The 18,937-nt window shown below is 65.0% G+C and carries 25 protein-coding genes; 12 read left to right on the top strand and 13 right to left on the bottom strand.

From position 1 onward, the window contains the following. Positions 1-109 precede the first annotated feature (109 nt). Complete coding sequence (locus tag FHR22_RS09645; protein WP_243853632.1) at positions 110-844, bottom strand: helix-turn-helix transcriptional regulator; 735 nt, start codon at positions 842-844, stop codon at positions 110-112. 90 nt (positions 845-934) lie between these two features. Here FHR22_RS09645 and FHR22_RS09640 point away from each other — a divergent pair, with 90 nt between their 5' ends. After that, a complete protein-coding gene (locus FHR22_RS09640) occupies positions 935-1,333 on the top strand; it encodes a VOC family protein (protein ID WP_166941539.1) in 399 nt (132 codons plus the stop codon). Between the two features lie 371 nt (positions 1,334-1,704). Here FHR22_RS09640 and FHR22_RS09635 read toward each other — a convergent pair whose 3' ends face one another. Next, on the bottom strand, positions 1,705-1,884 hold the full coding sequence (locus FHR22_RS09635) for a PspC domain-containing protein (protein WP_039580111.1): 180 nt from the start codon (positions 1,882-1,884) through the stop codon (positions 1,705-1,707). Positions 1,885-1,940: 56 nt separating this feature from the next. Further along, the gene (locus FHR22_RS22530) at positions 1,941-2,069 is read right to left on the bottom strand and encodes a hypothetical protein (RefSeq protein WP_279588411.1); all 129 of its coding nucleotides are present in this window, start codon (positions 2,067-2,069) and stop codon (positions 1,941-1,943) included. Between the two features lie 255 nt (positions 2,070-2,324). Between FHR22_RS22530 and recF the strand changes: the two genes are divergently transcribed. The 3 genes from recF to FHR22_RS09620 all read left to right on the top strand — a co-directional run bounded on the left by recF (position 2,325) and on the right by FHR22_RS09620 (position 5,469). Next, positions 2,325-3,434, top strand: a complete 1,110-nt coding sequence (recF, locus tag FHR22_RS09630) for a DNA replication/repair protein RecF (RefSeq protein WP_166941537.1) — start codon at positions 2,325-2,327, stop codon at positions 3,432-3,434. 81 nt (positions 3,435-3,515) lie between these two features. Beyond that, the gene (locus tag FHR22_RS09625) at positions 3,516-4,817 is read left to right on the top strand and encodes an Hsp70 family protein (protein ID WP_166941535.1); all 1,302 of its coding nucleotides are present in this window, start codon (positions 3,516-3,518) and stop codon (positions 4,815-4,817) included. 79 nt (positions 4,818-4,896) lie between these two features. Continuing rightward, positions 4,897-5,469, top strand: a complete 573-nt coding sequence (locus tag FHR22_RS09620; RefSeq protein ID WP_166941533.1) for a Slp family lipoprotein — start codon at positions 4,897-4,899, stop codon at positions 5,467-5,469. Positions 5,470-5,490: 21 nt separating this feature from the next. On the opposite strand, the gene arsC is transcribed toward FHR22_RS09620, so the two are convergent. Next, positions 5,491-5,835: an arsenate reductase (glutaredoxin) gene (gene arsC / locus FHR22_RS09615; RefSeq protein ID WP_166941531.1), complete on the bottom strand. Its 345-nt coding sequence runs from the start codon at positions 5,833-5,835 to the stop codon at positions 5,491-5,493. Positions 5,836-6,092: 257 nt separating this feature from the next. On the opposite strand from arsC, the gene FHR22_RS09610 reads away from it, so the two are divergent. Next, the gene (locus FHR22_RS09610) at positions 6,093-6,776 is read left to right on the top strand and encodes a murein L,D-transpeptidase catalytic domain family protein (RefSeq protein WP_243853631.1); all 684 of its coding nucleotides are present in this window, start codon (positions 6,093-6,095) and stop codon (positions 6,774-6,776) included. Positions 6,777-6,962: 186 nt separating this feature from the next. On the opposite strand, the gene FHR22_RS09605 is transcribed toward FHR22_RS09610, so the two are convergent. From FHR22_RS09605 to FHR22_RS09590, 4 genes are all read right to left on the bottom strand, one after another. Continuing rightward, the gene (locus FHR22_RS09605; RefSeq protein ID WP_166941527.1) at positions 6,963-8,318 is read right to left on the bottom strand and encodes a L,D-transpeptidase family protein; all 1,356 of its coding nucleotides are present in this window, start codon (positions 8,316-8,318) and stop codon (positions 6,963-6,965) included. Positions 8,319-8,443: 125 nt separating this feature from the next. Further along, entirely contained in the window at positions 8,444-9,805 is a 1,362-nt protein-coding gene (accC, locus tag FHR22_RS09600; protein WP_166941525.1) for an acetyl-CoA carboxylase biotin carboxylase subunit, read from the bottom strand. A gap of 7 nt (positions 9,806-9,812) precedes the next feature. Further along, the gene (gene accB, locus FHR22_RS09595; RefSeq protein ID WP_166941523.1) at positions 9,813-10,292 is read right to left on the bottom strand and encodes an acetyl-CoA carboxylase biotin carboxyl carrier protein; all 480 of its coding nucleotides are present in this window, start codon (positions 10,290-10,292) and stop codon (positions 9,813-9,815) included. A gap of 70 nt (positions 10,293-10,362) precedes the next feature. Continuing rightward, positions 10,363-10,815, bottom strand: a complete 453-nt coding sequence (locus tag FHR22_RS09590; protein WP_166941521.1) for a type II 3-dehydroquinate dehydratase — start codon at positions 10,813-10,815, stop codon at positions 10,363-10,365. Between the two features lie 79 nt (positions 10,816-10,894). Between FHR22_RS09590 and thiS the strand changes: the two genes are divergently transcribed. From thiS to FHR22_RS09570, 4 genes are all read left to right on the top strand, one after another. Further along, on the top strand, positions 10,895-11,095 hold the full coding sequence (gene thiS, locus FHR22_RS09585; protein ID WP_341786592.1) for a sulfur carrier protein ThiS: 201 nt from the start codon (positions 10,895-10,897) through the stop codon (positions 11,093-11,095). Further along, complete coding sequence (locus FHR22_RS09580) at positions 11,095-11,451, top strand: VOC family protein (protein WP_166941519.1); 357 nt, start codon at positions 11,095-11,097, stop codon at positions 11,449-11,451. The genes thiS and FHR22_RS09580 overlap by 1 nt, the downstream gene beginning before the upstream one ends. Further along, positions 11,448-12,230: a thiazole synthase gene (locus tag FHR22_RS09575; RefSeq protein WP_166941517.1), complete on the top strand. Its 783-nt coding sequence runs from the start codon at positions 11,448-11,450 to the stop codon at positions 12,228-12,230. Before FHR22_RS09580 ends, FHR22_RS09575 begins: the two co-directional genes overlap by 4 nt. A 290-nt stretch (positions 12,231-12,520) precedes the next feature. Beyond that, positions 12,521-12,703, top strand: coding sequence for a CsbD family protein (locus FHR22_RS09570; RefSeq protein ID WP_166941515.1), 183 nt, complete (start codon positions 12,521-12,523; stop codon positions 12,701-12,703). A 79-nt stretch (positions 12,704-12,782) separates the two neighbouring features. On the opposite strand, the gene FHR22_RS09565 is transcribed toward FHR22_RS09570, so the two are convergent. From FHR22_RS09565 to FHR22_RS09550, 4 genes are all read right to left on the bottom strand, one after another. After that, positions 12,783-13,520, bottom strand: a complete 738-nt coding sequence (locus FHR22_RS09565; protein WP_166941513.1) for a pentapeptide repeat-containing protein — start codon at positions 13,518-13,520, stop codon at positions 12,783-12,785. A gap of 141 nt (positions 13,521-13,661) precedes the next feature. Next, complete coding sequence (locus FHR22_RS09560; protein ID WP_166941511.1) at positions 13,662-14,417, bottom strand: hypothetical protein; 756 nt, start codon at positions 14,415-14,417, stop codon at positions 13,662-13,664. Positions 14,418-14,571: 154 nt separating this feature from the next. Beyond that, positions 14,572-15,123: a GNAT family N-acetyltransferase gene (locus FHR22_RS09555; RefSeq protein WP_166941509.1), complete on the bottom strand. Its 552-nt coding sequence runs from the start codon at positions 15,121-15,123 to the stop codon at positions 14,572-14,574. A gap of 234 nt (positions 15,124-15,357) precedes the next feature. Further along, positions 15,358-15,765, bottom strand: coding sequence for a glycine zipper 2TM domain-containing protein (locus FHR22_RS09550; protein ID WP_166941507.1), 408 nt, complete (start codon positions 15,763-15,765; stop codon positions 15,358-15,360). A 185-nt stretch (positions 15,766-15,950) separates the two neighbouring features. Between FHR22_RS09550 and FHR22_RS09545 the strand changes: the two genes are divergently transcribed. Next, on the top strand, positions 15,951-16,172 hold the full coding sequence (locus FHR22_RS09545) for a membrane protein (protein WP_037516131.1): 222 nt from the start codon (positions 15,951-15,953) through the stop codon (positions 16,170-16,172). Positions 16,173-16,197: 25 nt separating this feature from the next. Next, the gene (rarD, locus tag FHR22_RS09540) at positions 16,198-17,121 is read left to right on the top strand and encodes an EamA family transporter RarD (protein ID WP_166941505.1); all 924 of its coding nucleotides are present in this window, start codon (positions 16,198-16,200) and stop codon (positions 17,119-17,121) included. 4 nt (positions 17,122-17,125) lie between these two features. Here rarD and pyrC read toward each other — a convergent pair whose 3' ends face one another. Next, a complete protein-coding gene (pyrC, locus tag FHR22_RS09535; protein ID WP_166941503.1) occupies positions 17,126-18,148 on the bottom strand; it encodes a dihydroorotase in 1,023 nt (340 codons plus the stop codon). A gap of 57 nt (positions 18,149-18,205) precedes the next feature. Between pyrC and ygfZ the strand changes: the two genes are divergently transcribed. Further along, a complete protein-coding gene (ygfZ, locus tag FHR22_RS09530; protein ID WP_166941501.1) occupies positions 18,206-18,934 on the top strand; it encodes a CAF17-like 4Fe-4S cluster assembly/insertion protein YgfZ in 729 nt (242 codons plus the stop codon). The last annotated feature ends 3 nt before the right edge of the window (positions 18,935-18,937 follow it).

Here is an 18,937-nt window from a genome sequence, read left to right as displayed (position 1 = left end):
TTCGGACGGATAGAAACAAGCCCCGCCGGAGCGATCCGGCGGGGCTTTTTCGTTGGAGCGGTTTCGGGGTGGGAAACTGCCATTTAAACCTCGTCATGCTGAAACAAGTTCAGGGTGACGAGAATGGGGAAGCTGGATCCCGATCGGCGATTTGCCCGGCTCGCCATTTTTGCCAGTGGCGGCGCAGGTCGCCGGTCCGGACCCCGATCGCTTCGCCGGTTATGTCGACCCTGGTCATTCGGTCGGTACGAAAATGGCGGAAGTCCTGACGCAGTTCGCACCAGGCGATGAGCATGCGTTCGGTTTCCGCATAGCCAAGGACGATCGGCCATATCGTCCGCTCACTGGTCTCGCCGCTCGCCGAACGATAGCCAAGCCGCAGCTTCAGGCCGTCGCGGATGGCATTTCGAAGGCGGGTGATGTCGACCGGCGTGTCGAGGTGATCGAACCCGCCCAGCCTCGGCTTCGCCGCGACGCCGGGCTGTTCGACGAACGGACGCAGATGAGCGGGCACCACCGCGGCGATCTTTGCAATGACGTCTCGCGCCGCCAGCGCAAGCGACCGGTCGCCGCGCTCGGCCACCCACTGCGACCCCAGAACGACCGCCTCGATCTCGTCGGGGGTGAGCATCAGCGGCGGCATGTCATAGTCTGCGGCGAGCAGATAGCCGAAGCCCGCTTCGCCGGTGACCGGCACGCGCTGGCCGATCAGGTCGGCCATGTCGCGATAGACGGTCCGCGTCGATACTTCGAGCTCCGCCGCCAGCGCGGCGCCCGTCACGGGCCGGGCCGACCGGCGCAGGATCTGGATGATCTGGAACAGGCGGTCGGCGCGGCGCATCATACTGACTCCTGCTGACATGATGATGGCAGCAGGCCTGTGCAACAAGGCCTTTTCGGCGCTGTGCCGGAATGACTTGCCAAAGGAACCCTGATGAAATTCGCCTCCACCCGCCTGATCGCGGCCGATATCGACAGCCTGGTCGGCTTTTACGAAATGGTGACCGGCCGGCAGGCCGACTGGCTGGCGCCGGAATTTGCCGAGATCGTCACGCCGGGCGCGACGCTCGCCATCGGGAGCGCCGAAACGGTGGCGCTGTTTCGCGCAGGCAGCGCCGAACCCGCGGCCAATCGGACGGCGATCGTCGAATATATGGTGGACGATGTCGATGCCGATTTCGCGCGCCTGAAAGACCGGGTCGAATGGGTGCACGAACCGAAGCTGATGCCATGGGGCAATCGCAGCGTGCAATTTCGCGATCCGGAGGGGACGCTCGTCGGGCTCTTCACGCCGGTTACCCCCGCCGCGAAAGAGCGTTTCGGATCGCGATGATGGCCGGCTCTTGGTTGGAGTCGGCGTTTTTCGAGGAAGGCATTCTCCATGGGCGGAGACAGAGGAAGGATGGGGGTTTCGGGGTGGGAAACTGCCATGAGCTCCACTCACCTTCGTCATCCCGGGCTTGACCCGGGATCCCGCTTTTTCTGAAAGTAGCGCAGTTTTCGAGGTCAAGCGGGACCCCGGATCAAGTCCGGGGTGAGGAAAAAGGACATGGCCACTAACAGCCGTTAGCGGTCATTCCCTTTACGGGCCTGCGCTGGCTATCACCGCCAAATGAAAAGGGCCCACCGGGGGTAGCCGGTGAGCCCTTGGTCCTGGGAATGTGGGGGCCGGTACCGATGCTTCGAAAGCGGCCGGCGGCTGTCCTAAGGCGCGAGGATCGCGACGGCGAGGTACAGCAGCAGAGGCAGGCCGAAGCCCAGAAGCGTCAGGGCGACAAAGCCGACGCGCGTCCACAAGACGTCGATGCCGAACTGGTCCGACATTCCGGCGCACACGCCGAAGATCATCCCGTCGCGACGATTCTTGCGAAAACCCTGTTTCATTTCTTTCCTTTCCATCCCGGCCATCGGGCCGGCGTTTCGTGGGTTGTCGCGGCTGGTCAGATGACCAGCCGGCCGAGTTCCGCACCATTCGGGCCGATGGCGGCGAGAAACATCATCGAGCAGTAAAGCGAGGCAACCGCGGCGATCGCGTAGCTTTTGAACGAGTCGATGTTGAAATGAGCCATGATATTTTCCTTCCTTGAACCTTCCATCCGGATCATCCGGTGGATGCCGGCACTGGTGCAGGAGCCGTGCCAATTTCATTCATTGGCGGTTAAGTGGGATTTTTGGGGCTTTGAAAGAAAATTTCAGGGCGAAAAATGCCGATAATCTGTAAAATTTTCGGTTATAGGAAAAATTTAATGCACGTGTCTTATGCGTACCGATGGGAAGGGAAACTGCTCCCTTCAAACTCATAAATCCCCTAGTACGGCCGCGACATGACGCTGATCCGCCTTTCGCTGACCGATTTTCGCAATCACGCGGGCGCCGATCTGGCCGCACAGGCGGGAATTGTCGCGCTGCATGGCGACAATGGTGCGGGCAAGACCAATATATTGGAGGCGATCTCGCTGCTCGCGCCGGGGCGCGGGCTGCGCCGGGCGCCGCTGTCCGACATGGTGCGCGATGGCGCGGGCGGCGGCTTCGCGATCTTTGCCGAAGTGCAGGCGGGGGCGGAGCTGTCGCCGGTCGCCCTGGGGACGGGGATCGAAGCCGCGCATCCGGGGCGGCGGATCGTGCGGATCAACGGCGCATCGGCGGCGGCGGCTTCGCTCGGCGAATGGATCGCGGTGCTATGGCTGACCCCGGCGATGGACCGGTTGTTCGTCGAGACCGCGGGCAACCGGCGGCGCTTCCTCGACCGGCTCGTCCTCGCGCTTGACCCGCGGCACGCGCAGCATGGCAACCGCTATGAAGCGGCGCTGCGTGCGCGCGGCAAGCTGCTCGCCGATCTTCCGGCCGCCGACGAGCAATGGCTGACCAGCCTCGAGGTGCAACTGGCCGAACATGGCGCGGCGATGGATGCGGCGCGCCAAGACACCCTGGTGGCGCTCGCCGCCGAACTGGCGGAACAGCCCGACGCACCTTTCGCGCGCCCGCTGCTGACGCTCGTCGACGGCGATGGCGCGCCGCGGACGGCGCCCTATGATGTTGATGCGCTGAAAATGCTGTTCAGAACACGCCGCCGGATCGATGCCGCCGCGGGGCGTGCGACCGCCGGGCCGCACCGTGATGACTTGGGCGCCGTCCATGCCGCGACCGGCCGCGCGGCGGCGCGCTGCTCGACCGGCGAGCAGAAGGCGATGCTGCTGTCGCTCGTCCTCGCGCACAGCGATCTGGTCGCGCGGCGGCGCGGCGCGCGCCCGCTGCTGCTGCTCGACGAAGTCGCGGCGCATCTCGACCCGATGCGCCGCGCGGCGCTTTATGAGCGGCTGGCAGGGCAGGGCGGGCAGGCCTGGCTGACGGGGACCGAAGCGGCGCTGTTCGATGATATGCCGGGACCGGCAACGCGGTTTCGGATCGCGGGCGGGCGGATCGCGGCGGGGTGAGCCCGGCTTGCTCGCGGGCACCGCCTGTGCAATAGGCGCCGGCCCCGCGCGGGACCCCGGGTCATCCACAGGAGCCAAGCCATGGACAGCAATGCGGCCGCGAGCGCGCTCGGGCTCGATTTCGGCACCACCAACACCGTCGTGGCGCTCGCCGACGGGCAGGGAGGGTCCGAACTCGTCGAATTTGCGGGCGAGGAAGCGGCCGGCGCGGTGTTTCGCTCGGCGCTCTGCTTCTGGGAGGAAGAGCGCGCATGGCAGGGGATCGCGCACGAGGCGGGGCCGTGGGCGATCGCCGAATATCTTCAGTCGCCGCTCGACAGCCGCTTTGTCCAGTCGTTCAAGAGCGTCGCGGCGAGCCCGTCGTTCGAACGCGCGATGATTTGGGGCAAGCCGTACCGGTTCGAGGACATGGGGCGGCTGTTCCTCCAGCGGCTCGTCGCCCATGCGGGCGGGCGGCTCGACACGCGTCCGCGCCGCATCATCGTCGGCCGCCCGGTCGAATATGCCGGGGCGCGGCCCGATGCGGCGCTGGCGCGGCGGCGTTACGACCTGATGCTCGCGGCATTCGGAGCCGAAATATATTATGTTCACGAACCGCTGGGCGCCGCGCACAGCTATGCCGCGCGGCTGACCGAGCCCGCGACGATCCTCGTCGCCGACTTCGGCGGCGGTACCACCGACTTTTCGATCGTGCGCGTCGCCGAACCGGGGGCGCCGCGCCGCTGCGTCCCGCTCGCCTCGTCGGGGATCGGGATTGCGGGTGACCGGTTCGACTATCGCATTGTCGACAAGCTCGTGCTGCCGTTGCTCGGCAAGGGCGGGAGCTACCGGTCTTTCGACAAATTGCTCGAAATCCCGGGCGGCTATTTCGCCGATTTCGCCGACTGGTCGCGGCTGGCGTTGATGCGCAACCGGCGGACGCTTGACGAGCTGCGGCGGCTGCAACGCGACGCGGTCGATCCCGAACCGGTCGGGCGGATGATCGCGCTGATCGAGCATGAGCAGGGCTTTCCGCTCTATGATGCGGTCGGGCGGCTCAAGCGCAGCCTGTCGAGCAGCGAGGAGGCCGAGTTCCGCTTTTCGGGCGACGGTGTCGATATCGCCGCCGACGTGCGCCGCGCCGATTTCGAACAATGGATCGCCGACGACCTGCGCCGCATCGAAGCCGCGATGGACGCGGCGCTGGCGAAGGCGGGTGTCGCAGGGGGCGATGTCGACCGCGTCTTCCTGACCGGCGGTTCGTCGCTGATTCCCGCTATCCGCGCGCTCTTCGACCGCGGTTTCGGGGCGGAGCGGATCGCGACGGGCGGCGAACTGACCTCTATCGCACATGGGCTGGCGCTGATCGGCGAGGAGGCCAATCCGGCCGAATGGACGGCGTAGGCGGCGGCGCCATTGTGACCGGCCGTCAAAGCCGTTAGGCCGCCATGGTCATGATAATCATCGCAAAATGGAGGCCGGCTTGACGAGAACACGCGCTATCGGGGCCGCTATGCTGCTGTTCTGCGCGATAGTTGGCGCCGCCGTGTCCGGGCAGGCGGCGGAAACCGATGCGGCTGCGGGGCTCTCCGAACGCGAACGCAACATGATCCGCGAACTGGAGGAACTGAAAGCTGCCGATGCGACCGCGCTCAACCCCGACGACGTGATGGAAGAGCGGCATATCGGCACGCGCGTGCGCTGGGCGGGTGCCGTCCATGATATCGAGCGGTCGCGCCGCGGCGCTTGCCTGACGATCATCCTGGCGCGCAGCGGCGAATATGGCGAGCCGCGCTGGACGCCCGACCCGACCTACCAGACTTTCGTCGCGTGCGCCGCCGGCGTCTATGACCGCGATCTCGTGCACGAATTCACCAATGTCACCATCGTCGGCCGGGTGACCGGCAAGCAATATATCGGCATGGGCGGCGGTGGCAGCGACGGGCCGGTGGTCGAAATCGAGCGGCTGTACCGCTGGTCCGACTGCCTGGCAGGCGACACCACCCCGATATGCCGGCAGGGATTCCTGACCGCGGAGCCGGTCACCGGCGATTGAGGGTCCGCAAAGCGGCGCGGGTCAGAGGATTTCGTGCACCCGGTCCTGCGGGCGGCAAAGACGGACCCCCTTGCCGGTCTCGACGATCGGGCGTTCGACATAGGCGGGATGCTCGGCCATCGCGGCGACGATGTCGTCCTCGCTCGCGTCTTTCAGCCCGCGTTCCTCGGCATCGGTACCGCGCAGGCGCAGCGCGTCGCGGGCGGTGAGGCCGGCGTCGGCGAACAATTGGCGCAATTTCGCCGCGCTATACGGCGTCTTCAGATATTCGACGACCGTAACGTCGACGCCGGGCGTCTCTTCGAGAATCGCGAGTGTCTTGCGCGAGGTGCCGCAGGCGGGATTGTGCCAGATGGTCGCTTTCATGGGCCCCGCTCCTATCGCCGCCCTGCGCCGCGGGCAAGGCGTGAAGGAAATGTTCGGAAGCGTAAACCCGCTATTCATGGCGAATATGCCACATCTGCCCGCATGACGGGCATGACAATATTGCCTTCGACCACCATCTTAGGGCTTATGGAAAGCCGAGGGACCGCCAAAGGGCGGCCAATGCGGGGTTGGGTTGCAAAGTGAATGACGTAATGAATCGCAGGGCGATGTTGGCGGCACTGGCCGGCGCGGGGGCTATGGCTGCCATTCCCACGCGCGCGCAGACGCCGAACTGGATCCAGCAGCCGATAGCACCGGCGTCGCCGCCGGTCGATTATCTGGCGGTCGCGCGGCAGCAGTTGGCGGTTCAGAACCGTAATATCGCGCAGGTCGATCGCGTCGGCATCGTCGATTTCGGGCTGCCGTCGTCGCGTCCGCGATTTGCGCTGGTCGACATGGTCGCGGGCAAGATCGAGTTGTATCCGGTGACCCATGGCCGCGGGTCGGATCCGCAGCATGACGGCTGGCTCAAAAGCTTCTCGAACCGCATGGGCAGCCTCGCGACGTCGCGCGGCGCCTATCGCACCAGCGATTATTATTATGGCAGCAACGGGTCGTCGATGCGGCTCGCGGGGCTGGAACCCGATAATTACAGCGCCGACGCGCGCGCGATCGTCGTCCATGGCGCGTGGTACGCCGACCCGGCGCTGATCGCGACGCAGGGCAAGCTGGGGCGCAGCGAAGGCTGCTTCGTCTTCGGCGAGGCGCTATTGCCGATGATCCTCTACAAGCTTGGTCCCGGCCGGCTGCTGTTCGCCGACAAGCTGAGCGTGCCGCCGCCGGCGCCGAAGTTCGAAATGCCGGCCGATCCGCTCCCTGGGACGGAGAATATCGTCCGCACCGGTGCGACCAACGGTGTGTTTCCGAAGACAGCGGATTAGCGTCTGCGTGATTAGCGGACGTTCCTGTCGTCCAGCCTTCTGCTCTTTCCACTTCGTCATCCCGGGCTTGACCCGGGATCCCGTTTTTGAAGTACCGGCAGTTCTCCAGGTCGAGCGGGACCCAGGATCAAGTCCGGGGTGACGAAGAAAAGAAATCTAGGTTGCCGACTGAAAAGCGAAAGCCCCTCAATATATCCCGCTCGTCCCCGGCGTCGTCACGCGCGCGGTCGTCTTGACGGTCGGGACGACCTCGGGCGGCGGCGGCGCGATGAGCGCGGCGGCGGGGCGGCCTTCCTTCGCGAAGCTCGCGACGACGGGCGCATCGCGGCCATAGATGTCGGCAAGCTTCTTCACGCCGCCCTTGCCGTCGGGAACGACGGTCCAATAAGCGACATAGACGGGGAAGGGCTGAGCGAAGGAGAATTTCGTCGTCTTGCCGCTCGCGATCGCCTCGCCGAATTCCTCGGGGCTCCGGCCCGCGAAATAGACCGCCATCAGGCCCGAGAAATGCAGCGCACGTTCGGTGCGGATACAGCCGTGGCTGAACGCCCGCGCGGCGGCGCCAAAGGCGCCCTTCGAAGGCGTGTCATGCAGGTAGATGGCGTGCGGATTGAGCATTTCCATCTTCATCACGCCCAATGCATTGTTCGCACCGGGTTGCTGCACCACCGACAGCGTCTTGCCGCTGCCCGTCCAGGTATAGCCCTGCCGCCGCGCGGACGCCGGATTGTTGGCGATCGTCGCGCCGATACCTTCGTTGATGATGCTGCGCGGCAGCGTCCAGGTCGGATTGACGATGACGCCGGTGGCCAGCGGGTTGAGCTGCGGCGTCGGGGTCGACGCCTTGCCGACGACGGCCTTGTGCGTCGCGATCGTGGTGCCGCCATGGATGACGCGGGTCAGATATTCGGGGACGTTGCTGACGACATAGCGTTCGCCGAGGTCGCGAGGCATCCAGCGCCAGCGTTCCATGTTGACGCGGATCGCATTGGCCTCGGCGGGCGTCTTGGCTTTCTTCAGCGATGCCTTGAGCACTGCGAAATCGGGATGCACGGGATCGAAGCGCGCGAGCGTTTCGGCGATCGAGCCGGTCGCCAGCGCGGTGGTGAGCAGCGGCAACAGCGGTTCGGCATCGCCGTCGCTGTCGACCATGAACCATTGTTTGCGCGCGGCATTGGGTGTCCGGCCGTCGCGCAGATGCGTCGCGAGCAGCAGGAAGCTGTCGGTCGCGACCTGATCGAGCCGGTCCTGATCCTTCGCCATGATCGCGGCGGCGAGTTCGTCGGGATGATAATCCTTGGCGAACAGCCCTTCGTCGCCGGCGCCTTCGATCGCGCTGAGCAGCGCGGTCGCATTGGCCTCGCTCCAGTTCGGCAGCGCGACCTCAGCGGCGACGACGGGCGCGTCGTCGGCGACCTTGTCGGGCTGAAGGATCACCGAATCCTCCTTGACCTCCTGCGCGAGGACGGGCGACGCGGCGAGCGCCAGCGGAAGGATCAGCGCCGCAGCGGGGCGCATCGAAGGGAGAGATTTTTTGACCATGCCGGTGCCATAGCCAAAAAAATCACACAGTTAAAGTGAGCGGGCGCACAACTCGGCGCATCGCACATATCGCCACTCCGGACATGACGAACCTCGGCAAAAAGGCGGGTGACAGGCGCGCGGCGTTATGCCGCGCCTTCTTCATCCTGCCGCGCGAGCCATTCCTCGAGCCACTTGATCGTATAGTCGCCGTTGATCACGTCGGGCGCCGCAAGCAGCGCCTGGTGGAGCGGAATGTTGGTCTTGACGCCGCCGACCACCATTTCCTCGAGCGCGCGGCGCATCCGCATCATGCAGCTTTCGCGCGTCCGGCCATAGACGATCAGCTTGGCGATCATGCTGTCGTAATAGGGCGGGATCGAATAGCCGGCGTACAGCCCGCTATCGACGCGCACATGCATGCCGCCCGCGGCGTGATAATTGGTGACCTTGCCCGGCGAGGGCATGAAGGTGCGCGGGTCTTCGGCGTTGATACGGCATTCCATCGCGTGACCGCGAAATTCCAGATCTTCCTGCCGGACCGACAGCCCGCGGCCGTCGGCGATGCGGATCTGTTCGCGGACCAGGTCGAAGCCGGTGATCATCTCGGTCACCGGATGTTCGACCTGGATGCGCGTGTTCATCTCGATGAAGAAAAACTCGCCATTTTCCCACAGGAATTCGATCGTGCCGGCGCCGCGATACTGCATCGCCGCCATCGCATCGGCGCACACCTTGCCCATGCGCGCGCGTTCGTCGGCGGAGATGATCGGCGAGGGGGCTTCTTCGAGCACCTTCTGATGGCGGCGCTGCAGCGAGCAGTCGCGCTCGCCGAGGTGGATGGCATTGCCCTGGCCGTCGCCGAACACCTGGAATTCGATGTGGCGCGGGTTGCCGAGATATTTTTCCATGTAAACGGTCGGGTCGCCGAACGCCGCCGCCGCTTCGCTCGACGCCTGGCCCATCAGGCTTTCGAGGCTGTCCTCGTCGGGAACGACCTTCATTCCGCGCCCGCCGCCGCCCGACGCCGCCTTGATCAGCACCGGATAGCCGATTTCGTGCGCAAGCCGCTTCGTCTCTTCGCTGTAGGTGACCGCGCCGGGCGAACCCGGAACGACCGGCAGGCCGAGCGCGACCGCGGTACGCTTTGCCTCGACCTTGTCGCCCATGGTGCGGATATGTTCGGGCTTCGGCCCGACGAAACAGATGTCATGCGCCTCGATGATCTCGGCGAAGCGGGCGTTTTCCGACAGGAAGCCGTAGCCGGGATGGATCGCGTTGGCGTTGGTGACTTCGGCCGCCGAAATGATCGCCGGGATGTTGAGATAGCTGTCCTTGGCGCTCGGCGGGCCGATGCACACGGCCTCGTCGGCGAGGCGGACGTGCATCGCGTCGGCGTCGGCGGTCGAATGGACCGCGACGGTCCTGATTCCCATTTCGTGGCACGCGCGGTGGATGCGCAGCGCGATCTCGCCGCGGTTGGCGATCAGCAGCTTGTCGATGCTCATGCGGGCCTCAGCCGATGGTGAACAGCGGCTGGTCGAATTCGACCGGCTGGCTGTTCTCGACATGCACCGCCTTTAGCGTGCCTGCGGCCGGGGCGGTGATCGGGTTCATCACCTTCATCGCCTCGATGATCAAAATCGTGTCGCCGGCCTTCACCGCCGAGCCGACGGCGGCGAAATTGGGCGCGCTCGGTTCGGGCGCGAGATAGACGGTGCCGACCATCGGCGACTTTACGGCGTCGGCGAAATTGTCGGCGGCGGGCGCCGGAGCGGCGGCGGCAACCGTAGCGGCCGGTGCAGCGGCGGCGGGAGCCGCGACCGGTGCTGCGGCATAAGCGACGGGGGCGGCGGTCAGCGTGCGCGCGACGCGCACCTTGCGGTCGCCGTCCTCGACCTCGATTTCCGAAAGCTGCGTGTCGTCGAGCAGTTCGGCCAGCGCGCGAACGAACGCCGGATCGATGTTGATGCCATTGTCTTTATGGTCACCCATGAGAATTTTTCCTGTTGTTGCGGTGTCGGTGTTCCGACGCCCTGACCCCGTTTTTGCTGGCGCCCTCTTGTCAGAGACGGGCGGCGGCGTCCAGCGCCAGCGTATAGCTGTTCGCGCCATGCCCGGCAAAATGCGCCACCGCGGCCATGCCGACATAGCTTAAATGCCGGAATTCTTCGCGTTTCATCGGGTCCGACAGATGAACCTCGATCACCGGCACCTTGATCGACTTGATCGCATCGTGAATCGCGATCGATGTGTGCGTATAGCCGCCGGCGTTGAGCAGCACCGCCTTGGCGCCCGCGACATAGGCCTCGTGCAGCCAGTCGATCAGCACGCCTTCATGGTTCGTCTGGCGGCATTCGACGCGCAGGCCGAATTCCGCCGCCTGCGCTTCGAGCCGCGCATGAATATCGTTCAGCGTGTCGTGTCCGTAAATCTCGGGCTCGCGTGTGCCGAGCAGGTTGAGATTGGGGCCGGAGAGGACATAGACGGTCGGCTTATCAGAGCGATCGTTGGTCAAGGGCTGGGTCTTTCGGTTGCGGGGACGCGCGGTCCCCCTATATGGGCTGCTCGGCAAAAGGCAAAGAAGGCGGAATGCGGTGATCTCGATCATCCTCAACGGCGATCCCAGGCAGGTGCGCGCGGGCAGCATCGCGGACCTCGTGGCCTCGCTGGGGCTCGACGTGAAAAAGGTCGCGGTCGAACGCAACCGCGCGATCGTGCCGCGCTCGACCTTGGCCGAGGTGACGCTGGCAGAAGGCGATGCCCTGGAAATCGTCCATTTCGTGGGAGGCGGCTGATGGCGGTCGCGCGGATAATCCCCAATCGCTACACCGGCGATCCGCAAACGGGCAAAGATTTCTTCAACCAGGTGCTGGGGCTGGAGACGGCGATGGCGATGGCGATGGATTTCATCAGCCTCTATCGCTCGGCCACGCAGCCGATGGCGCAGATCAGCATAATCAGCGATGACCCGTCGGGCTTGCGCCCCGCCTATTCGGTCGGCGTCGATGACGTCGATGCGGTGCATGCGCGCGCGATCGAGGCGGGGCACGAGATCGTCTATGCCCTGCGCGACGAACCGTGGGGCGTCCGGCGCTTTTTCGTTCGCGATCCGCTCGGTGATATCGCGAATGTGGTACAGAATAAGGATTGAAAGTGGATAAGAGCGACACCTGGACCGTGGCCGGACGGACGTTCACGTCGCGGCTGATCGTCGGCACCGGCAAATACAGGGATTTTGAACAGAATGCCGCCGCGGTCGCGGCGTCGGGGGCAGAGATCGTCACCGTCGCGGTGCGGCGCGTCAATGTCTCGGATCCCGCCGCGCCGATGCTGACCGACTATATCGACCCGAAGAAGATCACCTACCTGCCGAACACCGCGGGCTGTTTCAACGCCGACGACGCGATCCGTACCTTGCGCCTCGCGCGCGAGGCGGGGGGCTGGGATCTCGTGAAGCTCGAGGTGCTGGGCGAGGCGAAGACCCTCTACCCGAATATGCGCGAGACTTTGGAGGCCACCGAGGTGCTGGCCAAGGAAGGCTTTTTGCCGATGGTCTATTGCGTCGACGATCCGATTGCGGCGAAGCAGCTTGAGGATGCCGGCGCGGTCGCGGTGATGCCGCTCGGTGCGCCGATCGGATCGGGGCTGGGTATCCAGAATCGCGTCACGATCCGCCTGATCGTCGAAGGCGCGTCGGTGCCGGTGCTCGTCGATGCGGGCGTCGGAACGGCGAGCGATGCCGCGGTGGCGATGGAGCTTGGCTGCGACGGCGTGTTGATGAACACCGCAATCGCCGAGGCAAAGGACCCCATCCGCATGGCGCGCGCGATGAAGCTGGCGGTCGAGGCGGGGCGCGATTCCTATCTTGCGGGGCGGATGGGCGTGCGCCGCTATGCCGATCCGTCGAGCCCGCTGGCAGGGTTGATTTAGGGTTTGGTGGCGGCCGGGAGCCGCCGTTCCTTTATCGTCACCCCGGACTTGCCCCGGGGTCCCGCTTGATGTCGAAACCTGCCGATGTCCTCAAAAAGCGGGATTCCGGATCAGGTCAGGGATGACGAAAGTGGGAGACCGAACATCCGCTCCCCGCCCCTAAGCTGCCGTCCGGCTAATTATCCTTGCTTCCGAACGCTTTATCCCGCGCGGCGGAACATGTGCCCTGCTCACCCGTTTATCCTGCAAGAGGCGACCCCTCCGCCTCTGCGAAGTGAAGGAGAATCTCCGTGGGTGAACTGACCGATAAAGCCAAAGGCCTCGCCAATGAAGCCGCCGGTAACGTCAAGCAAGCGGTCGGCAAGGCGACCGATAACGAGCGCCTCCGTGCCGAAGGCGAAGTTCAGGAGCGCAAGGGCGAAGCCCAGAATCTGAAGGGCAAGGTCAAGGGCGCGCTGGGCGACAAGATCTGACGGCTTGCCGTCGTCACGCAACGAACAAGAAGGCCCCGGGCGACCGGGGCCTTTTTTGGTTGCGCCGCGCGTCTGCGGCTCATTCGGCGTAGACTTCCAGCCCCATGGCGGCCAGCAGCGGATATTGCTGGTCGGCCGATACGATCATAGCCTCGATCGTGGCAAGTTCCTTGAGGTTCAGACCTGCGACATCGGCGCCGCGCAGGTCGGCGCGCGCCAGCTTGGCGCCTGCGATCAGTGCCTGAACCAGATCACAGCCGCGCAGATCGGCACCCTCCAGATCGGCATCGAACAAGATTGCTTCGCGCAAATTCGATCCTGTCAGATCGCCGCCGGGCATGCGCGCGTCGTTGAGGTCGGCGAATTCCAGATTGCAACTGCGCATCTTTACCGCCGATTTGACGAGCTTGCGACTGAAGGTGCGGAAGAAGTCCGCCTTGTGAAACACCGCGCCGCGCAAGTTGCAGGCTGTGAGTTCGATCCCGAACAGCGACGAGCGGTCGAACTTTGCGAACGACAGGTCGCAGCGGTCGAACCGCGCTTGATCGATGCGCGAGAAAGCGAACTGCGTGCCAATATGCCCGCTATCGTCCCCGAAGCTGCAATTCTCGAAAACCGCATCGCGCAGGTCGACATTGGCAAAGCGGCAGCGGACGAAGCGGCATTCGTCGAAGCGGGCATCCTGCAGGCAGGTTCCCGAAAATTGGACGTCGCGCATCACGCACGCGGTCAGCCGCGCTCCCGCCAGGTCGATGTCGGAAAAAACGCGATCAGACAGGTCCATATTGTCGATGATGCACGCTGGTTCGAGCTTCATTAAACGCTTCCTACGCTGACGGGGTTGCCAGCGTAGGGTGCGATCGGGAACGTATCAAGAACATTCAGGCGCGGTCATCCGCCCGATGATCCGGCGTCGGCGCCAGCCCGGATTCGAAGCGGGCTTCGCAGGCGCGAAGGCTTATTTCCCGCCCGATGCGACCAGATCGACGTCGGTCATGCCGCCGTCGCGGCGCATGAACAGGACATAGGCGAGGTCGCCCTTCGTCCCGCCGAGGACATGTTCGTCGCCGTTGACGCGGTGATCGCTGGTGTAGCCCGCAAGGACCGCCATCGTGTGATAATAATCGAGCACCGCCTGCATCGACGCCGCGGTCTGGAAATTGACGACGCGGATATTGCACTTGCCGCCGGCGACACCCGCTGCCTCGCGCAGCGTGGCGCGCGGATAGAGTTTGAACGCGGCGGGAAGGCGGTCGGCCCAGGCGTTGCCATAGGTCAGCTTGGCATCGCAGCTGCCCTTGGCCTGTTCGCGCGCAAGCGCGCCGATCGTGGCGGGGCGTTTTGCCGCCGCGGCGCAATCGCCCTTGCAATCGGCTTCATAAGGCAGCGCTTTCGGTGCGGAAAGCAGCTTGCCGGCCGCTTGGGCGGCGGCGGCTTCGGCGGCGGTTGCGGCCTTGCCGCTCGCCACGCCGGGGACGCCGCCATCGACGGGGCGGTTGCCCGGACCAACGGCATTCTGGTTCGACTGGCCCGCCAGCTTCGGGTCGACCATGATCTTGTCTTCGAGCGAGCCCTTGATTGTCGGGTCGGCATTGGTCAGCCCGTCGTCGAGCGGCGCGAGTTCGGCCTTGTTATTGGGGTTGTCGCGGCAACCCGCCAACGGAGCGGTCGCGATCAGCATTCCTGCAACCAGCCATTTTGCCCGCACCATCATAGCTAACACTCCCTTAATATCCTTCCGGGAATGCCCGATCCTGGTTAAAAAGGTGCAAAGAAAATGCGTTAACGGGTAAGACTTTGTTAGCTGAAAACTGTGCCGGACCGGGACGCTTTTGACCCATGGCGGATCGGGTACCGGGAACGGGAGCTCATAATTTGAATTGCTTGCGCTTCTCGCGCCACGCGTCGGCGCTTTGCGTCCACGCGTCGACCGGTGCGTCTTCGAAGGGGGCAGGAAGGCGGGTCGGACCGCTGTTCGTGGCGCCGAGGCGCTGCGCGAGTGCCTGCGAGCGGATGTTCGCCGGATCGATGCTGTGCATCAGTTCGGGCCATTTCAGGAATTCGACCGCGAAATCGCACGCCGCGATCGCGCCTTCAAAGGCATAGCCCTTGCCCGCGAATTTGGCGCGCACGCCATATCCGATCTCCGGCGCGGGCCAGCCGTCGGGTTCCCACGGGCCGAGCCGCCCGACCCATTCGCCGCTGTCGCGCTCGATCACCGAAAACATCGAAAAGCCGCGGATGTGCCAGGCGCCCGCCAAGGTGCACCATTGCCGCCATGCGGAGGAGCGCGGGCAGGTGCCGCCAAGGAACTGCATCGTGTCGGCTTCACCGCACATTTCGGCGAAACCCTCGAAATCCTCGGTTGCGGGCGGGCGGAGGATCAGACGATCGGTCACGAGCAGGGGGCCGTTCAACATCTTGTATCTCCGCAGTTGGGCCGATGCTTCTGCGGGAAGCGGGCGTGCGGGGCAAGCCCCTGGTCCTGCCCCCCGGACCTGCATGAACGGTCCGAACGCGAAAGAGCGCCGCCAAACGGACGGCGGCCCGCTCACGCAATGGTTGAGGGCACCGGCCTCGCGGCCGGCGCCCTCACCATCACGTGTGCAGGCGGAGGGGTCTCGGACCCACACCCGTAACGGTAGCTCTATCGCTTAACGGCAGCGATATTTGCTCTTGTCGATCTCGCGGCCGAGCAACGCGCCGCCCGCGGCGCCGATTACGGTGCCGAGCAGCTTGTCGCCGCCGCCGGCAATTTCGTGGCCGGCGACACCGCCGACGGCGCCGCCGATCAGCAGGCCGGTCGTGCCATTGTCCTTCTTGCAGCGATAGCGGCCGTCATTGTCGCGCCAGACGCGGGTGTTCGAATTGACCCGCTGGTCGCGCGCATAATAGTCGCGATCCCGATCGCGATGGCGGCGCTTCTTGTAGAAATCGTTGGTCTGTTCGCCGGCGTGATAGCCCGGCGCCTGGACGGCGGTCGAAACGCCGGCGTGCACGGGGGTCGTGGCGACGACACCGGCTGCCGCGATCGCACCGAGCAGTGCTTTGAAATTACGCATCCTGTAAGTCCTTTCCTGGTTCTGCGCCTCGCCTCCTTGCGGGAGGCACCGGGCGCTTCGAAAGGACAAACGAGCGGGGTCCAATTCCCGTTGCATGAACGCAAGGCAACAAGACGAAGCGAATGTTTTCATCGATGAACCGAAAGGGTCTTGCTGCATCGCCAAGGGCGTGCGACATATCGTCCATGCTCAATATCGGATCGCTCGTCATTGGCGCCATCGCGCTGGTTCTGGCTGTTTTTGCGTTCATCCCGCTGCTCGGCTGGGCGAACTGGGTGATCATCCCTTTCGCCGTGGTCGGCCTTGCACTTGGGGCAATGTCGGACAAGACAAGCGGGCGCAATCTCAACATCGTCGTTATCGTGATCGGCGTCATTCGCCTCATGCTCGGCGGCGGCATCATCTGATCTCTGGCCGAAAGGCTTTTTCGACATGACTCAGCAAACCGCCCCCGCGGGGAGCAACCAGGGTGGCTTGCCCTATGCGCTGGCCGCCTACGGATTTTGGGGCTTCGTGCCGCTGTTCTTCAAGCTGGTCGAAAGCGTGCCGGCGGTCGAAGTGCTGGCGCAGCGCATCATCTGGTCGCTGCCCTTCTGTTTCCTGATCATGGCGTTCCGGCGCCAGATCGGTGATTATGCGGCGGCACTCAAGGACTGGCGCGTGCTGCGCATGCTGGTGGCGAGCGCGGTGCTGATCGCGCTCAACTGGCTCGTCTATATCCATTCGATCTTCACCGGCCATGTGCTCGCCGCGAGCCTTGGCTATTATCTCAACCCGCTCGTCAATGTGATGCTGGGGATGATCTTTCTCGGCGAACGGCTTTCGCGGTTGCAGATGGTCGCGGTGGCGATCGCCGCGGTCGGCGTCGCGATCCTGCTCGGCGGCGCGCTCGACACGCTGTGGATCAGCCTGACCCTGGCGTTCAGCTTCAGCCTCTACGGGCTGATCCGCAAGGTCGTGCCGGTCGGCGCACTGCCCGGGCTGGCGATCGAAACCACGGTGTTGCTGCCCGTCGCGCTCGCCGCGGCCGTTTATTATATCGGGATCGGCGACGGACGCGGGTTCGGAAGCGATAGCGGGGTCAGCTGGCTGCTCGCGGCGGGCGGGGTGGTCACCGCTGTGCCGCTGCTCCTGTTCGCGACCGCCGCGCGCAGGATGAGCTACGCCGCGCTCGGCTTTGTGCAATTTCTGGCGCCGACGGTCCAGTTTCTACTCAGCCTGTTCGTGTTTCACGAACCGCTGAAGCCGGTCCAGCTGCTCTGCTTCCTGCTGATCTGGGTCAGCATCGCGGTGTTCAGCTTCGACATGTGGCGCAAGCTGCGCGCCGACAGGGTGGCCGGGGGCGCGGGCGCCTGACGGGTTATACCAGCCGCCAGCCCAGCGTCTCGCCGGCGTGGAACGGCACGACCTCGCCGATGCGGTCGGGGACGACCGTCTCGCCGCGCTCCAGCGTCACCGTGCCCTCGTTGAGCGGCAGGCCGTAGAAGCGCGGGCCATGCTCGCTCGCGAAGCCTTCGAAATGGGCGAGCGCGCCATCCTCGTCGAACGCCTTGATATAGCTTTCGAGCGCATAGGGCGCGTTGAAGATCCCCGCGCAGCCGCATGACGCTTCCTTCGTGTGCACCGCATGCGGGGCGCTGTCGGTGCCGAGGAAGAATTTCGGCGAGCCCGAGGTCGCCGCTTTTCGCACCGCAATCCGATGATGCTCGCGCTTGGCGACGGGCAGGCAATAAGCGTGCGGGCGGATGCCGCCGACCAGCATCGCGTTGCGGTTGATGTGCAGATGCTGCGGGGTGACCGTCGCGGCGACATTGGCCGGCGCCTCGGCGACGAACTGCGCCGCCTCGGCGGTGGTAATATGTTCGAAGACGATCTTCAGGCCGGGCAGCCGCTTCACCAGCGGCGCCAGCGTGCGTTCGATGAACACCGCCTCGCGGTCGAAGATGTCGACATGGGCATCGGTGACCTCGCCGTGGATCAAGAGCGGCATGCCGATATCCTGCATCCGCTCGAGCACGCCCATGATCTTCGCGACATCGGTAACACCGTGCGCGCTGCCGGTCGTGGCGTGCGCGGGGTAAAGCTTGGCGGCGGTGAACACCCCCTCGGCATGGCCGCGCGCCATTTCACCGGCATCGCTGTGATCGGTCAGATAGGCGACGATCAGCGGGGTGAAATCGAGCCCGGCGGGCACCGCGGCATTGATGCGGTCGCGGTATGCCCGGCCTTCCTCGGCGGTCGTCACCGGCGGCGACAGGTTCGGCATGATGATCGCACGCGCGAACTGGCGCGCGGTATATTGCGCGACATGCTCCAGCATCGCGCCGTCGCGCAGATGGACGTGCCAGTCGTCGGGGCGGCGGATGGTCAGGCGGTCGGTCATCGAAAGTCTCGTCGATAAGTGGCTTGGTTTTGGCTCGGGCGTCCCTAGATTATCGCCATGGCCAATACCACCCTCAACGATCGCGCCCTCCTTCGTCTGTCGGGGGAGGACGTTCGCGGCTTCCTGCAAGGGCTGGTGACGAACGACACCTCGGGCAATCTGCCGGTGTGGGCGGCGCTGCTCACGGCACAGGGCAAGGTGCAATTCGACTTCATGATCTGGGGCGACGCGGATGATGTGCTGATCGATTGCGAGCGCGACGCTGCCGAGGCGCTCCAGAAACGCCTGACGCTTTACCGGCTGCGCCGCGCGATCACCATCGCGCCCGAAACCGGCCTTGCGGTCCATTGGGCGCCTGAAGGCGACCTCGGCGTCGTCGATCCGCGCCTGTCCGGGCTCGGTCAGCGCTGGCTCGCGCCCGCCGGGGACGGTGAGGGCGCCGACGCCGCATGGCGCGCGCATCGCTTGGCGCTCGGCGTGACCGAAGGCCGCGCCGAATTGGGCGACGGCACAACCCTGTGGCTCGAATGCAATGCCGCCGAACTGCACGGGGTCAGCTTCACCAAAGGCTGCTACGTCGGACAGGAAAATACCGCGCGGATGAACTGGCGGCAGAAGGTCAACCGGCGGCTGGTCGTCGTGCCGCTCGCCGACGCCGACGAAAAGCGGCAGGTGATCGGTTATCCCGAACTCGGCCTGTCGGTCGAGCACCGGCGCGTCGAGGCGATCGATCCCGCGCAGGCACCGGCGTGGATGCGCGAGGGGCTGGCCGCAACCGGTTCATGACAG

The organism is Sphingopyxis panaciterrae, from assembly GCF_011762125.1.
Classification (GTDB): domain Bacteria; phylum Pseudomonadota; class Alphaproteobacteria; order Sphingomonadales; family Sphingomonadaceae; genus Sphingopyxis; species Sphingopyxis panaciterrae.
Note: the sequence above shows the minus strand (reverse complement) of the source record. Positions and strands in the feature narration are given on the sequence as shown.

Excerpts from the sequence above, each read along its gene's own strand:
- FHR22_RS09645 (WP_243853632.1), bottom strand. The coding sequence starts at position 844 with ATGATGCGCCGCGCCGACCGCCTGTTCCAGATCATCCAGATCCTGCGC.
- FHR22_RS09640 (WP_166941539.1), top strand. The coding sequence starts at position 935 with ATGAAATTCGCCTCCACCCGCCTGATCGCGGCCGATATCGACAGCCTG.
- FHR22_RS09635 (WP_039580111.1), bottom strand. The coding sequence starts at position 1,884 with ATGAAACAGGGTTTTCGCAAGAATCGTCGCGACGGGATGATCTTCGGC.
- FHR22_RS22530 (WP_279588411.1), bottom strand. The coding sequence starts at position 2,069 with ATGGCTCATTTCAACATCGACTCGTTCAAAAGCTACGCGATCGCCGCG.
- recF (WP_166941537.1), top strand. The coding sequence starts at position 2,325 with ATGACGCTGATCCGCCTTTCGCTGACCGATTTTCGCAATCACGCGGGC.
- FHR22_RS09625 (WP_166941535.1), top strand. The coding sequence starts at position 3,516 with ATGGACAGCAATGCGGCCGCGAGCGCGCTCGGGCTCGATTTCGGCACC.
- arsC (WP_166941531.1), bottom strand. The coding sequence starts at position 5,835 with ATGAAAGCGACCATCTGGCACAATCCCGCCTGCGGCACCTCGCGCAAG.
- FHR22_RS09610 (WP_243853631.1), top strand. The coding sequence starts at position 6,093 with ATGGCTGCCATTCCCACGCGCGCGCAGACGCCGAACTGGATCCAGCAG.
- FHR22_RS09605 (WP_166941527.1), bottom strand. The coding sequence starts at position 8,318 with ATGGTCAAAAAATCTCTCCCTTCGATGCGCCCCGCTGCGGCGCTGATC.
- accC (WP_166941525.1), bottom strand. The coding sequence starts at position 9,805 with ATGAGCATCGACAAGCTGCTGATCGCCAACCGCGGCGAGATCGCGCTG.
- accB (WP_166941523.1), bottom strand. The coding sequence starts at position 10,292 with ATGGGTGACCATAAAGACAATGGCATCAACATCGATCCGGCGTTCGTT.
- FHR22_RS09580 (WP_166941519.1), top strand. The coding sequence starts at position 11,095 with ATGGCGGTCGCGCGGATAATCCCCAATCGCTACACCGGCGATCCGCAA.
- FHR22_RS09565 (WP_166941513.1), bottom strand. The coding sequence starts at position 13,520 with ATGAAGCTCGAACCAGCGTGCATCATCGACAATATGGACCTGTCTGAT.
- FHR22_RS09560 (WP_166941511.1), bottom strand. The coding sequence starts at position 14,417 with ATGATGGTGCGGGCAAAATGGCTGGTTGCAGGAATGCTGATCGCGACC.
- FHR22_RS09555 (WP_166941509.1), bottom strand. The coding sequence starts at position 15,123 with ATGTTGAACGGCCCCCTGCTCGTGACCGATCGTCTGATCCTCCGCCCG.
- FHR22_RS09550 (WP_166941507.1), bottom strand. The coding sequence starts at position 15,765 with ATGCGTAATTTCAAAGCACTGCTCGGTGCGATCGCGGCAGCCGGTGTC.
- FHR22_RS09545 (WP_037516131.1), top strand. The coding sequence starts at position 15,951 with ATGCTCAATATCGGATCGCTCGTCATTGGCGCCATCGCGCTGGTTCTG.
- rarD (WP_166941505.1), top strand. The coding sequence starts at position 16,198 with ATGACTCAGCAAACCGCCCCCGCGGGGAGCAACCAGGGTGGCTTGCCC.
- pyrC (WP_166941503.1), bottom strand. The coding sequence starts at position 18,148 with ATGACCGACCGCCTGACCATCCGCCGCCCCGACGACTGGCACGTCCAT.
- ygfZ (WP_166941501.1), top strand. The coding sequence starts at position 18,206 with ATGGCCAATACCACCCTCAACGATCGCGCCCTCCTTCGTCTGTCGGGG.